This is a genomic window from Comamonas sp. BIGb0152, assembly GCF_024809975.1.
In the GTDB taxonomy this organism is placed as follows: Bacteria; Pseudomonadota; Gammaproteobacteria; order Burkholderiales; family Burkholderiaceae_C; genus Comamonas.
The window spans coordinates 44,231-57,215 of the sequence record NZ_JANUDY010000007.1; the positions used below are offsets into that span (position 1 = coordinate 44,231).

Genomic DNA, 12,985 nt, shown 5'->3' on the forward strand with positions numbered 1-12,985 from the left:
TCAGGCCCAATGGTGGGGCAATCGTACCAGTCCGGGCAGTGGCTTGGGGTAGATAAAGCGGAACACGGCGTACTGAAACCATTGGTCATACACCGCCAGACCCGAGCCATCGAACAAAAAGGCGCTGACCACATAGTCACCGCTGTGCAAGGGCAGGTCGGGAAAGCTCAACACCGATTGCCAGCTGCCATCGGGCAATGGCAGTGGCACGGCGCCTTCTTCATGCGTGGCCAGGCAGGCAATGCCGACGCCCTTGTTCTGCTCAATCATGAAACCGATATTGGGCCGCTCGCTGCCGTTGCCACGCGCCTTGATGGTCACCACCAGATCCTGGCCTTGCAGCACCGGCGGATCGCCTGGGCTCAGCTGCGCTATGTCGACCGAGAGTATGCAGGCATTGCCGGCAGCCTCGGACTGGGGCAGGTCTGGTGGTTGGACGGTATACGGGGTGGCCAGCGCATCAACGGGTGCTGTGGCTATCGCTGCCGCAGCCGTATCGGCCAAGGCATCAGGTACCACGGCCTGTGCATCATCGCCCCACTGTTGCTGCTCTTTCTCATCTTGCTTTTGGCGGGTACGCACATCGTAGGCGGCCAGCACCGCCTCGGTCTCGCCAAACATCTGCACCTGCCCATGCTCCAGCCACAGCGCCGCATCGCACAAATGGCGAATATGGTAGGGGCTGTGCGAGCAAAAGAGGATGGTGCAGCCCTTTTGGCGAAAGTCCAGAATGCGCTCGATGCATTTTTTCTGAAAGCTCTGGTCCCCAACGGCCAGCGCCTCATCGACGATCAGCACATCGGGCTGCACGGCAGTTACCAGCGCGAAGGCCAGGCGCACATTCATGCCCGAAGAATAGGTCTTGACCGGCCGGTCAATGGCGTCCTGCAGCTCAGAGAATGCGATGATCTCCGGCTCTAGCTTGCGCATCTCCTCATGGCTGATGCCGATCAGGCTGCCGGCAAAATAAAGGTTGTCGCGCCCAGTGAAGTCCGGGTGAAAGCCAGCCCCCAACTCCAAAATAGCGGTGATACGGCCGGAGCGCTCAATCGAGCCTGCGGACGGCTGCATGGTGCCGGCCAAGAGCTTGAGCAGCGAGCTTTTGCCTGCGCCGTTGTCGCCAATCACACCGATGCACTGGCCGCGCTTCAGGCTAAAGCTGACATCACGCAACGCCCAGTGGCTGCGGTGCATAGCCCGGCCCGTCAGCAGTGCCTTGACACGCTGGCGCGGCGAATCATAGAGCTTGTATTCCTTGCCCAGGTTTTGGACCACCAGCACCGCTGGTGCGCCTTGTGTCTTTGCCATCTGCACGTCCGTCATAGCCAGTCCACCAGCTGGTCTCGGCTGCGCCGCACCAGCACATTCACCACCACCGCAAGCAGCGCAATCCATACAGCGCTCACCACCCAGACCTGCAGCGCCGGCCACTGGCCCTGCAGCAGCGCCGACTGGTAGCCCATCACATACGAGGCCATGGGGTTGAGCCACAGCAGCCAGCGCCAGCCTTGCGGAAACATGGTGATCGGAAACAGGATGGGGGTCAGGTAGATGCCCACCGACAGCGCAAAGCCTACCAGTTGCACGGTATCGCGCAGGGCTGCAGCAAAGATCGCCAAGGCGTAAGACAGCAGCAAGGTCATCAACAGCTGCATGGCCATCAGCGGCAGCAAAGCCAGCACCCCCCATTGCATGTGGTGAACGGGGATGTAGCACAAGGCCAGCAGCAGCATCAGCGGGCCAAAGATCCAGCTACTGGCCAGCACGGATCGCACGGGGAACAGCACTGGCGGCAGCGGGTTCTTCTGCAGGATCGATCCCGCCTCCAGCAAGCTCCCCATGCCCCGCGAGACCGCATCGCAAAATGCCATCCAGGGCAGCGCGCCTACGATCAGGAAGGTACCGACCGCATGGCTGGATGCCCCCTCACCCAGGCGCATCGCGAACACGATATCAAACACCAGGTAGTAGGCCGCGACGGACAGCAAGGGCTGCAGATAGGGCCAGAGAACACCTAGCGCCGTGCCGGCATGGCGCGCGGCTACTTCGCGGCGCGTCATTACGCCCACCAGTGCGCGGGCGTTCCAGACTTCTTGGATACTGTGCAAAAAGGTGCGCATCTCAGTTCAATAGGTAGAGGCAAAATGCCCATGAAAAAAGGAGAAGGCCTCATCAGCCTCCTCCTTGCCACATAGGCAGTGACTACAGTTTATTTTGCCTGAGATTTCGCCAAAAATGCTTCCAAGGCCTTTTCATCAAACTTGGCCTTCTCCGTCACTTTCTCAACCTCGGCGGAACGTGCTGCCTGCAAAGCCTTTTGCAGGAATTGCTTTTCCAGTTCAGGACGCGCTTCCTCGAAGGTCTTTTGCACAGCCGGCTTGCGCTCGATGAACTTGATCACGTGGTAGCCGAACTGGCTTTGCACCACAGGCGCAAACTCGCCGGGCTTGCTCAATGCAAAGCCTGCCTTCTCAAACTCGGGCACCATGCGGCCACGGGCGATGAACCCCAGATCCCCCCCCCGAGCGGCGCTACCAGGATCTTCCGAATTCTCCTTGGCAAGCGTAGCGAAATCTGCGCCACCTTTTGCCTCCACGAGCAACTTCTCGGCCTTCAGCTTGGCGGCCTCATCTTTACCCTTTACCAGAATGTGTGCCAGATGCACCTCCTCTGGCGTCGCCATGCTGTCTTTGTTGGCAGCGTAATGGGCCTTGATCTGAGCCTCAATCACCTTGGGATCTGGCGTGTGCTGGGCATTGAACTTGGCGAGATACGCGTCAGAGATGACTTTGTCTGCAGCAATACGCGCAGCGGCTGCTACTTCCGGGTCATCCGCAATTCCAGCGGATCGGGCATGGGCGGCCATGGCTCGCCGCACAAACAGTGCGTGCACCATTTGCTGCACACCGTCCTTATTCGCCAAAAAAGGACCGCGCATTTCTGCAGGCAAACGTTGTACCTCGGCCTGAACATCGACGGCCCTGACTTCTGCGCCAGGCACACCGGATACCAGCACTTGGCTGTCGCTGGCCGCAGCGGAGGCTGCCAACGCAAAAACACTCAATAACATGCCCACAGGGGCCAACAACAGACGGTTACGCATTAGCAGTCCTACTCGCAAAAAGGCTAGGATACCAAATCAGGAGACATGGCATGCCACGATGGCTTTTGCAAATGTTCCAGAAATGTAAAAAGGGCAGAGATTGCTCTCTGCCCTTTGGCTTGTTCTCTCAGTATTTCAAGCTATGGCCTCGCGGCCACAGGGTGAATTACTTGGAGAAACGGTGAGGCCAGGTGATACCGTAGGTACCGCTGAAGCCGTTAGCTGCACCACCGGAGTTGGTCAGCTTGATGAACGAGGCACCGACCACTGGCAGAGGACGGGTGTAGTTCACTTGGCCCCAACCGTTTTCGTACTTCACATCAGCGGTCTGACGAGCCACGGTAGCGCCCAGCACGGAGGTACCGGTGTCCTTGAATGCCAGCACGTTCACTTCACCGCACAGCGAGATGATCTTGGCAGTGCCGGGAGAGATCACAGCGCCGTTACGAACGGAAGATTCTTCACGATCGTAGAAGGTGTTGCTGGTGGTGGTCACGCAGATGTTGCCGTCTGGATCAACGTTGGTGGAGCCAGCGTCGAAGAATGGAACATTAGCAGCGGTCACAACCAGTGGGTTGAACACACGGTATTGCTTAGCGTCCGTAGCAGCGTAGTTTGCACCAACGCTGTAACGACGGGTAGGCATAGACAGAACCCAGTCAGTCTTCGCAGAGATGATGGAATCCGTAGCGAACTGGTTGGACACGCCATTGTTAGCCACAGCCTGGGTCAGCAGCGAAGCTTGCGCTTCAGGCGTTGCAGTGGTGGTCAGGTAAGGGGTCGACAGATCTGGGAAGTCATAGTTCACAGCAGCAACCAGATTCACAGCAGGAGAGGTGTCTGCGAATTGAGCACCAACAGTCTTGAACAGTGGATCAGCAGTGTACAGATCGTTGTTCAGGCCGGTCGACTGGTTGTCCTGTGGGAATGCCACGAACTTGCCGCGACCGTTAACACCAGGAGCGCTCACAGCCTTGATAGCGGTAGCAGCACCGGAGAACGTGGTGGTTTGGGCCACGTTCAGGATGTACCAGTCGCCGGTCAGTTGGCCGGTAGGCGTGTCGTAACCCAGAGTCGCAGCGGCCGATTCGGTCGTTGGGTTGATAGCCAGGGTACGCTCCAGCACCGAGTCAGCGCAAGCAGGCGCGCCGTTGGCAGCGTGCTTGATGGTCTTGAACAGATCGGAACCTGGCTTCACGTCAGCCATGTTCAGGATTTCGACGTAGCCTTCCTTCGTGTTGTTCACACGCTTTTCAGCAGTCCAGCCATTGGCCAGACGGTCTTGCACAAAGCTGACCTTCTGGTTGTGGATGTTCGGGTACGTGCAGCTGTTGTCGGTCGTCATGAAGTACGAACCGTTGGCATCCGCTTGCACCGAACCGGTCCACACGTCGAAAGGCGACAGGAACACGGTAAAGTCCAAGATATCGTCAGAGTTGGCAGCGCCACGGAAACGAACCTTCAGGGCCTTACCATTGGTGGTGTCGGTATTCACCACGTGGAACACGGACATGTTGTCATTTTGCGTGGTGAAGTAAGGAACCACCAAAATGTGACCCACGCCGCCTTCGGATTGCTCGAACGCGGTTGCCGTAGGGGCAGTGAAAGTCGTCGTTTGAGCAGAAGCAGCACCAGCAAAACCGCCAATCATGGCAGCAATGCTCAGAGCCAGAACATTTTTCTTCATAAACACACTCCAGTTAAAAAAAGTTAGTCAGCGCAACTACCACGATTGTTTACGCTAAGAAATAATAGCATAGCGCCTTCGGGGTTTGCAAAGCAAGCGCCTTGTTTTTTTGCAGTAGCTGTTGATAATTTACAACAATCAACTTCATTGCATACAACCCACCTCGCTTGGCGATGGGCTCAGGGCTCAACATAGAGTCGCCACTGACCGTCTTCGAGCAACCAAGTTTGCTTCGAATACATATCAATGGTACCCAGATTTTTTGTGATCAATGGCGGTTTAACCTTCAAATCGATGCCCACTGCGCACTTTTCTTCGTCGCACTTGACATCGTGGATAGCAGCGGACTGCGCAAAAGTGCCGGGGTAGGCCTTCTTGTAATCCTCCAAGGTACGGGCCTTCTGGTAGGCAGCATTGGTATAGGCATAAGCCGCTGCATGGTCGCCCTTGATCCGGGCGTTGGTAAAGGCCAACGCGTTTTTGGCGACGACCTCTTCCGGCGTTGAGGGCTGAAAGCTGGCGCAGGCCACCATCGACACCGCAGCGCCGATTGCAAACAAAGCTTTCACGGATTGAATAAGTGCATTAGAGGTCATTTTTCAATATCTTTACAACATAGTTCATTACTGGGCCTGTGCCGGCTGCACCGGTGCAACACGGGATTGCGGCATCGCGGCGCTGTTCGCACGGGTCAGCAGGTCATCATCATTCAGACCACGCAGGCGGTCGCGCAGTTCCTCGCTCACTTCACGCACATCCACATCGGTACGTACGACACGAGGGGTCATCACGAGCAGAAGTTCCGTACGCGCGGTTTTTCTAACGGTACTACTGAAGGCTTTGCCGATGATCGGGATGTCTTTCAGCAAAGGAATGCCCGAGTCGGAGTCTTCATTCCGGTCTCTGATCAAGCCGCCCATGACGATCGATTCACCCGAACGCACGGCCAGCTTGCTGGTCAGTTGGCGGTTGGAGAACTTGGTCTGTTGCGATGCGGTGTCGAGGCCGGCGCTGTCGATGACCGACTGGTCGATCTGCAAACTGACCATATTGCCGGAATTGACCGAAGGCGTAACATTCAGAATCACACCGGTGTCCTTCAGCTGGTAGTTGTCTGACAAAAAGCTGGTGGAAGTGATGGTGCTGCTGACCTTCACCGGAATCTGCTCGCCGACCGAGATAGATGCCGGGTGGTTGTCCATCACCATCACCGACGGGCTGGACAGCATCTTCACCTGCCCCTGACCCGCGACGGCACTCAAGCGAGCGGCGATATCACCACCGCTGTTGAAGAGCGAATAGGTAAAATTGCCCGCTGCAGCAGCAACAGGGCTGGGAGTCGTGTTATTCAAAGAGCCAAGACTACCAGTGCCTGAGTAATTACGGCCTCCAATACCACTGTTACGGAACAACCATTCCACACCATACTCCAGGTTGTCATTGAGCGTCACCTCAATGATGCTGGCCTCGATCAGCACCTGAATGGGAGCTACGTCCAGGCGCTTGAGCGAGGACTCGATCTTGCGGAACTGCGAGCCGGTGGCCCAAACCAGGATGGTGTTGTTGAACTCGTCGGCTACCACGCGGATATCGCCAATCGCCGTAGCGGTGATGGTTGGAGCACCACCGCCTTGCTGCTGGGCGTTTCCGCTGTTGCCAAAACGGTTGGCATTGTTGCTGCCAAATCCGGAGGAAAAACCGGAGGTGCTGCCAAAGCTGTTGAAGCCTCCCGCTCGGTTGTTGTTGTTATTGACGCCGTTCAGGCCTGGGGCGACGCCCGAGGTCATATTGCCGCCGGCGCCCTGCTGGCCACCAAAGATGCCATTGAGCACCTGGGCCAGGTATTTGGCATTGCCGTTCTGCACGCGGTAGACGTACAGCTCCGGCTCGCTGCCGCCATAACCGGGCACATCCAGGCGGCGAATCCATTTTTCGGCTTCATCCAGATAAGAGGCACGTGGCGTGATCACCATCAGCGCATTGAGGCGCGGAATGGGCAGCACGCGCAGCGCACCAAACAGCGGGTTGGAATCACCCAACGAGGTGAGCAGCGCCGCTGCCGCAGCCGCATTGCCGCTGAGCTGGTTGTTGGCATTGCTGCCAGCCGCCGCACCGGTGGCCTGACCAGGTCGGCGTGCAGCAGCAGCGCTGGCGGATCCGCCAGCGATCCCCGCGGTCCCACCGGAACCTTGCCCCTGGCCCGCCTGGGCACCGCCGCCGTTGACCATTTGCAACGCCGCACTCACTTCTTCAATCGATGCGTGCTTGAGCGGGTAAATACCCACCGACATGCCCTTGAGCAAGTCCACGTCAAAAGTCTTGACCATCTCCATCCAGCCTTCGGACTGGGTACGCGTGCCTTGCATGATCAGCACATTGCGCACGGTGTCCACCTTGATCAGGGCTTCCCCAGGGATGATGGGCTTGAGGATGTTGGACATCTCGGTCGCGCCAATGTATTGCAGCGGCACCACGATCACGCCATAGCCCGGTGCCATGCTGCCCGGCGCACCTGCCAGACGGACGTTGCCCACCAGACTGCGCAGCGCCTCGGGCTTGCCCACCTGGTAGGTGCCTCGGGCATCGCGCACCATGGCCAGGCCATTGGCCTGCAGTGCGGCCTCCAGCAGGAAGACGGCCTTGTCCGGGTCAATCGGCTTCGGGGTGGTCAAGGTCACCGTGCCTTGCAGCGGCGGGTGCATCACATAGTCGATCTTGAGGATATCGCCCAGCACGGTGCGCACCACCTCGGCCACCGGGGCTTCCTCAAAGCGGAAGCTGACCGGCGCGCCAGCGGCAACGGGCGCAGACTTGTCGATGTTGAGCAATTTGTCCGTGCCACGCAGCACGCGTGGCTCAGTCGATTCGCCCTCCTCATCGCCGCCCATCTTGGGGCCGATCATGATGTTGGGCGCTTGAATGACGGGCAGCGAGCCATTGGCTTGCACGGCCGGCTGGGCAGAAGGCAGGGGTGCGGCGGTTTGCGCATGAAGCGGCAGCAGCACGCCCATCTGGCCCAATGCGACCACCAGTGCAGTCTTGAAAAATACGGGAGACTTCATGGTTCTGACCCTAGGTTCTATTTATATAGAGGGATTGCCGCGCTCAAGGGCGCTGGGCAGCGGTAGAGCCGCCCAGGCTTGCACGGCGACGGGGTGGTGGGGTATCGGTGCCGGCGGGGGGCTGACCGATCTGGGTAGGTATGGCTCTGGCTGGCATGTTGGTCTCTGTTGCCGGGCCATAGCCCTGTTGCAGCTTGCCCTTTTGCAAGGCGATTTCCTTGGTCACGCCAGCGCGGGTGAAATACACCCGGTTATCCGCAACCGAACTCAAAGTCCAGCCATCGAGCACGCCCTGCAGTGGCAGGGACTTGTCCTTGCCCTGGAACTTGATGATGATGCCGCCACTTTTGCCATCCTCGCCGATATAGACACCGCTGAGCACGGCATCGGCCAGGTAGTCCGGCGGTGGCGGTGGTGCTTCCGCCGCAGCCACGGGGGGCGGAGGCGGCGGGCGCCTGCTGGGCGAGAACAGGGGACGGTCGAGCATGGCCAGAAACTGGCTGTGGTCCATGGTCTGCGCCTTGCCCAGGCGGGGCACGATACCGTCCAGATTGGCCTTTTGGCCACGGGGAACTTCCCAATGGGCGTTCTTGAGGCCGCCACTGGGCGAGAGCCACATCCAGACCAGCAACAACGCCAGCACAACATTGGCCGCCACCAGAATGGCACTTGTATAGCGCTTCATGGACGCTCCCTCAACACACTCAAGGTCATCTGGAGGGTCAAGCGAGGGGCCACCTTATCGTTCATCACCTGCAAGGTTCCCTGGTTTCTCACTTCCACATCCGCCAGCAGCATCACCGGCAGCTGTTCGTTCAGCACGGCCAGCGCGCTGTCTACGGCCAGCAAGTCCCCTTCCGCACGTACCGACAAGGGAATGCGGTCAAAGCCCTTTTCTTCCTTGGCCGGCAGCACCTGGCTGCTGACCACGGTCAGGCCGGCAGTGGTCAAAAGGCTGCGCACTTTTTGCTGCACGGCATTGCCGGTCTGCGCCACATCCTGGCTGCCAGGGTAAATATATTCGGCGCGGATCTGCAAGGCGCGCTCCAGCGACTGGTCAATCTCTTCACGCTGGAGATCCAGACCACGCAGGCGCGCGTAACGCGGCTCCAGCTCCGACAGCCGGGACTGGGCCCACAGGTGCTTGCTGACCACATAGCTGCCCAGAGCGATCAAGGGCAGCAGCACCAGCAGTGCGGTCGCCACCAGGATCAGCAGCTCTTTGCGATTGGGACGGGTTTCGATCATGGTTTTTTCCCTCCTGGCTCAGCGGGAGGGGTTACGGTTCCGCCCAGGGTGGCCCGAGGCTTGGTAGTGCCGCCCAGAGTCGCCTTGGAGGGCGGGGGCGCGGCTTGGCCTGGTGCGGCGGCTGGCCCAGCTGTGCCACTAGGCGGCACGGCGGCGGCTGGCGGCATTGCAGCAGGTGTAGCGCCCGCTGCAGCGGGCGCTGCCTCTGCACCCGCAGGTATGGTGTTCACCGGCTCGGCAGCCTGCGGCTTGGCCGCAGCCTCCACCTCTTGCACGGTCTTGGGACCAAATACCTTGGCATCCAGGCCCAGCTCGATGGTGAAGCTCTCTTTGTTGCCCCCGCCCATACGCGTGGCAGCACTGGGGGCTCGCACATCTTTCACGCCGTCCTGGTTGCTGAGCTTTTGCATCAAGGCCGAGGCATTCTCCGTCAAGCCGGAAATCGTGACCTTGCTGCCTTGGATGCGGGCCGATTGCAACGCCGTGTCATCGGGCAGCACATTGGTCAGCATGCTGAGCACCTGGACGCCATCAATGCGCTCCGCCAGCAACTCTGACAAACCCGCCACCTGGTCAGCGCTCTGGATCAGGCTCTCCCGCTTGGCCACCACATCGCCAGTCCTGGCCGCCATGCCCTCAAAGGCATGCACCGCTTCGATCGCACGCAGACGCAATTGGGCCGTCGGCGTTGCAGCGATGGCCGCTGCCAGCAGCAGCAGCAGCGCCACCCCGCTGACATTCCACCACAGCCGCTTGCGGCCCCAGTCAAACCGTGCCTGCTCGCCAAAACCCTGAAACACCACAGGCCGGCGCTCGGCAGCAAAAACCCACACCTCCGGCTGTGCCAAAGGCTTGGCCGCGCCCGCTGGCGACTGCATGTGATCGGCTATGCGGGCTTGCAGATAGGGCTCGGTCTGGGCTCTGGAGGCCAGCACCACCAGCAGCTTGACCGCCTTGCTGCTGCGGCTCAGCTCGGTAAAGCCCCAAAGCAGGTCCTCAGCCGCGAAAGGGCTGATCGCCTGCACCTCCAATTCGGCGGCGCTGGCGCAATCCTGCGGGTCCAGTGCGGGCAGCGCCACGGTCTTGCGAAGCACCATGTACTCGGGCAGTTCCAGGGCCCAAAAAGCAGGCTCCCGCGCGGGCTTGGCCACAGCCTCGCCACTCTCCCACACCACCGAGGGCGCACCGTCGGCAGGCACCAGACGCAGCATCTGCTCGGGCCGCAGCCATGACAGCGGCGGCCACTGCGGTGCCCTGCGCCAGGTTTTGAGAATATCGGCCTTGAGCTGGTTCAAATCCAGCCCAAAAAAGCGCGATTCAGTAGAAATTGCCATAAGGGTTCTTTGCTTCGATCAGGATGCCGGCTGCAGCATCTGGCGCGCTTCAAACGTGTACCAAGGCAGGCCGTCTCGCGTTCTGGCCCCAAAGTACACACTGCGATCTACGAGAAAAATACGTCCATCCGCCATGGGAACCTGGGCCGTTATCCGGTAACGGCGCTGCGCACCACCGGGGCGCGCCAGGTTGGCATCCAGGCCCGTCGTGTCCAGCCCCGTCTGGCCAGAACCGCGCGATGCGGCAATACGGGCCGCGATGCCCTCATCACCATTGGCCAACACCCGCAACACCTGGGGTGGCGCGGCCAGCGGGTTGACCGTGGACCCGCCCGAACCGGTCGTCGACGCCGTGATCAAGGGCGCGAGTCTAGCATAGAGGTCGTAATCGATACCGGGCACCTGCATCAGGTCTTCTATCGCCTCAAAACGCTCGGGTCGGCGGCCATCCAGCGAGGAGCGCTCACGCCGATCGAGGATCGCAATCGCAAGCTCTTGCGCCGCTCCGTCAGGCACGCCACCACCAACGCTCAGCAAGGCATTCAACAGCGGCAGCGAAGCGCCATTGATATTGATAAGGCCGTTGAGCGGCATCACACTGACCGCCACCTGCGTGCCCTGGTAATTGACCGAGGTCTCGGTGATCTCCTGCAAGATCGTGCGGTCGGCCGCTAACTGTTGCAGCACCATCACCACGGCCGCATCGCCCAATGCCTGGGCGGTGACCTTGTCCTTGGCCACGCCGACCACCTTGGCCTCCTGGCGCACCACACTGCTGACGCCCGTCACCATCAGGCTGAGCGCAGCCACCAGCCAAAGCACCGCAATCAAGGCCATGCCTTGTTGCCTGTGCGCATGCGTGGCGCTGAGTTGTTGCTGTACGCGCATCATCCGTTCGCGCCTCCCAGGCTCGCGCCGCCGCCACCACCACGCGGGTCGCCTGCGGGCATCACCCGCAGTTGCACCACCACCGGTGCCAGCACCGCGGTCTCGGTCGTCATCACCACCTGCACCGCCTGCGGCAGTTGGTCGATCACCGCCCAATCACTGCCCCACTGCGGCGGATCGATGCCACCATTGAGGTACTGGAACGACAGGCCGGTCGCGTGCGACAGCAAGGGGTAGGTTTGCGCAGCACCCCAGTCGGGCAGGGTCTGTGCATCCGTCCAAGGCAGGTAGCTCAACACCACCGCAGGCACCCCTTCGTAGTTGCCCAGTGCCAAACGGAAGTGGTAACGGCCACCTACGCCATAGCGGGCGGGCATCACGCCCACCCAGCTCATCGACTGGCCACCACCTTCAAAGAAAAATGCGGACGGCGCGGCACTGAGCATGCCCTGCTGCTGCAGGCCCTGTACCCTTTTGCCAGAGATGCGGCCCAGCACGGCACGCAGAAAATCGGTGCTGGCCCGCGATTCATCCATGCGTTCGAGCCGGTTGTCGATACTGGTTTCGGTGCGGCCCATCGTGCCCATGGCACCGGCCAGACCCAAGACGATCAGCGACAGCAAGGACATCGCCACCAGCATCTCCACCAAGGTGAAGCCGGCGGCTGCGCGGCCCAGGCCTTGAGGGGCGTGCCTAGCAAAACGCGTGCGAATGGTTTTCATCCCAGTGGCACCAGGTTCTCTGCCGGGTCGGCAGGCCTGCGCTGTGCACGCAAGGTGCTGAGCTCAAACACCCGCGGGCGGTCGCCATCAGCCCAGTGCACACTGATATGCACCTCATGCAACACGGGGATATTCGGGCCTTCGTCGACGCCGGTCTTGAACGGCGCGCTCTGCACACTCCACTGGTAGCCATTGCTCTGGCCCGATTCGTTCCAGCCACTTTCATAGACGGAGTCGCGCGAGTCCATGATGGACTGCGCCAGCTGCACCGCATATTGGTAGTGGTCCAGATCGCCCACGCTGCGTGCATTGCTGCCCGTCACCCGGTAGATCATGCCCAGCGAGATCGCCATGATGGACAGTGCCACCAGGATCTCCAGCAAGGTCATGCCTTGCTGCCGGCGTGGTGGTGAAGATAGCGAACGCGCGCTCATTGGAACAGCGGCTCCTGGGTGACCCGGCCCGAGAGCCAGTCCACCCGCAAGCGCGTGCCCGAGCCGGTCTTGCGCAGAATCTCCACGCTGCCCCCGGTGGAGCCGCCCGAGGCCAAAAACACGATCGAAGCCGAGCTATTGGGCACGAACTCGCGGTCCGCCACCGTGGTGCGCAGCTCCACGGCTTCGGGAATCTCTTTTTGCGCGCCCGTATAACCATAGTGCCTGCTTTGCAGATCCACGGTAAAGCGTACCGGCTCGCCTTGCGAGACGGCAATATAGCGGGCAGCGCGCAGCTGGCTGATCATCGTACGCACGGTATCCCGGTACTGCACCCCATCTTTGAGCCGGTCATAGGCGACCGGCGCCATGGCCACCACCAAGGCCATGATGGCGAACACCACCATCAGCTCGATCAAGGTGAAGCCTCGATAAGCGGATGGGCGCTTTGCAGCGCGGGGGCGTGGGCTCAGCCATGGCAAGGCAGTGGGCACAGAGGTTCCTGGT

Annotated in this window: 13 protein-coding genes; all 13 read right to left on the minus strand. The window is 60.4% G+C overall.

The genetic code is table 11. The annotated features are described in order from the left end of the window. The 13 genes from M2375_RS14540 to M2375_RS14600 all read right to left on the minus strand — a co-directional run bounded on the left by M2375_RS14540 (position 1) and on the right by M2375_RS14600 (position 12,972). Positions 1-1,308 (minus strand): ABC transporter ATP-binding protein, encoded by a 1,308-nt coding sequence (locus M2375_RS14540; protein WP_259168379.1) that lies wholly within the window; start codon positions 1,306-1,308, stop codon positions 1-3. Positions 1,309-1,319: 11 nt separating this feature from the next. After that, the gene (locus M2375_RS14545; RefSeq protein ID WP_259168380.1) at positions 1,320-2,120 is read right to left on the minus strand and encodes an ABC transporter permease; all 801 of its coding nucleotides are present in this window, start codon (positions 2,118-2,120) and stop codon (positions 1,320-1,322) included. Positions 2,121-2,209: 89 nt separating this feature from the next. Next, a complete protein-coding gene (locus M2375_RS14550; RefSeq protein ID WP_259168381.1) occupies positions 2,210-3,103 on the minus strand; it encodes a peptidylprolyl isomerase in 894 nt (297 codons plus the stop codon). A 166-nt stretch (positions 3,104-3,269) separates the two neighbouring features. Next, the gene (locus tag M2375_RS14555) at positions 3,270-4,790 is read right to left on the minus strand and encodes a cell surface protein (RefSeq protein ID WP_259168382.1); all 1,521 of its coding nucleotides are present in this window, start codon (positions 4,788-4,790) and stop codon (positions 3,270-3,272) included. Between the two features lie 179 nt (positions 4,791-4,969). Further along, complete coding sequence (locus tag M2375_RS14560; RefSeq protein ID WP_259168383.1) at positions 4,970-5,386, minus strand: hypothetical protein; 417 nt, start codon at positions 5,384-5,386, stop codon at positions 4,970-4,972. 27 nt (positions 5,387-5,413) lie between these two features. Beyond that, a complete protein-coding gene (gspD, locus tag M2375_RS14565; RefSeq protein WP_259168384.1) occupies positions 5,414-7,852 on the minus strand; it encodes a type II secretion system secretin GspD in 2,439 nt (812 codons plus the stop codon). Between the two features lie 43 nt (positions 7,853-7,895). Further along, positions 7,896-8,537 carry a hypothetical protein gene (locus tag M2375_RS14570; protein WP_259168385.1) on the minus strand — a complete coding sequence of 214 codons (642 nt, stop codon included), beginning with the start codon at positions 8,535-8,537 and terminating at the stop codon, positions 7,896-7,898. After that, positions 8,534-9,100, minus strand: coding sequence for a type II secretion system protein GspM (gene gspM / locus M2375_RS14575; protein ID WP_259168387.1), 567 nt, complete (start codon positions 9,098-9,100; stop codon positions 8,534-8,536). The genes M2375_RS14570 and gspM overlap by 4 nt, the downstream gene beginning before the upstream one ends. After that, positions 9,097-10,434 (minus strand): PilN domain-containing protein, encoded by a 1,338-nt coding sequence (locus tag M2375_RS14580; RefSeq protein WP_259168388.1) that lies wholly within the window; start codon positions 10,432-10,434, stop codon positions 9,097-9,099. The genes gspM and M2375_RS14580 overlap by 4 nt, the downstream gene beginning before the upstream one ends. A gap of 18 nt (positions 10,435-10,452) precedes the next feature. Then, positions 10,453-11,322, minus strand: coding sequence for a general secretion pathway protein GspK (locus M2375_RS14585; RefSeq protein WP_259168389.1), 870 nt, complete (start codon positions 11,320-11,322; stop codon positions 10,453-10,455). Next, the gene (locus tag M2375_RS14590) at positions 11,322-12,044 is read right to left on the minus strand and encodes a prepilin-type N-terminal cleavage/methylation domain-containing protein (protein ID WP_259168390.1); all 723 of its coding nucleotides are present in this window, start codon (positions 12,042-12,044) and stop codon (positions 11,322-11,324) included. The genes M2375_RS14585 and M2375_RS14590 overlap by 1 nt, the downstream gene beginning before the upstream one ends. Further along, the gene (locus tag M2375_RS14595; RefSeq protein WP_259168393.1) at positions 12,041-12,478 is read right to left on the minus strand and encodes a prepilin-type N-terminal cleavage/methylation domain-containing protein; all 438 of its coding nucleotides are present in this window, start codon (positions 12,476-12,478) and stop codon (positions 12,041-12,043) included. The genes M2375_RS14590 and M2375_RS14595 overlap by 4 nt, the downstream gene beginning before the upstream one ends. Continuing rightward, complete coding sequence (locus M2375_RS14600) at positions 12,475-12,972, minus strand: GspH/FimT family pseudopilin (protein ID WP_259168395.1); 498 nt, start codon at positions 12,970-12,972, stop codon at positions 12,475-12,477. Before M2375_RS14600 ends, M2375_RS14595 begins: the two co-directional genes overlap by 4 nt. Positions 12,973-12,985 lie beyond the last annotated feature (13 nt).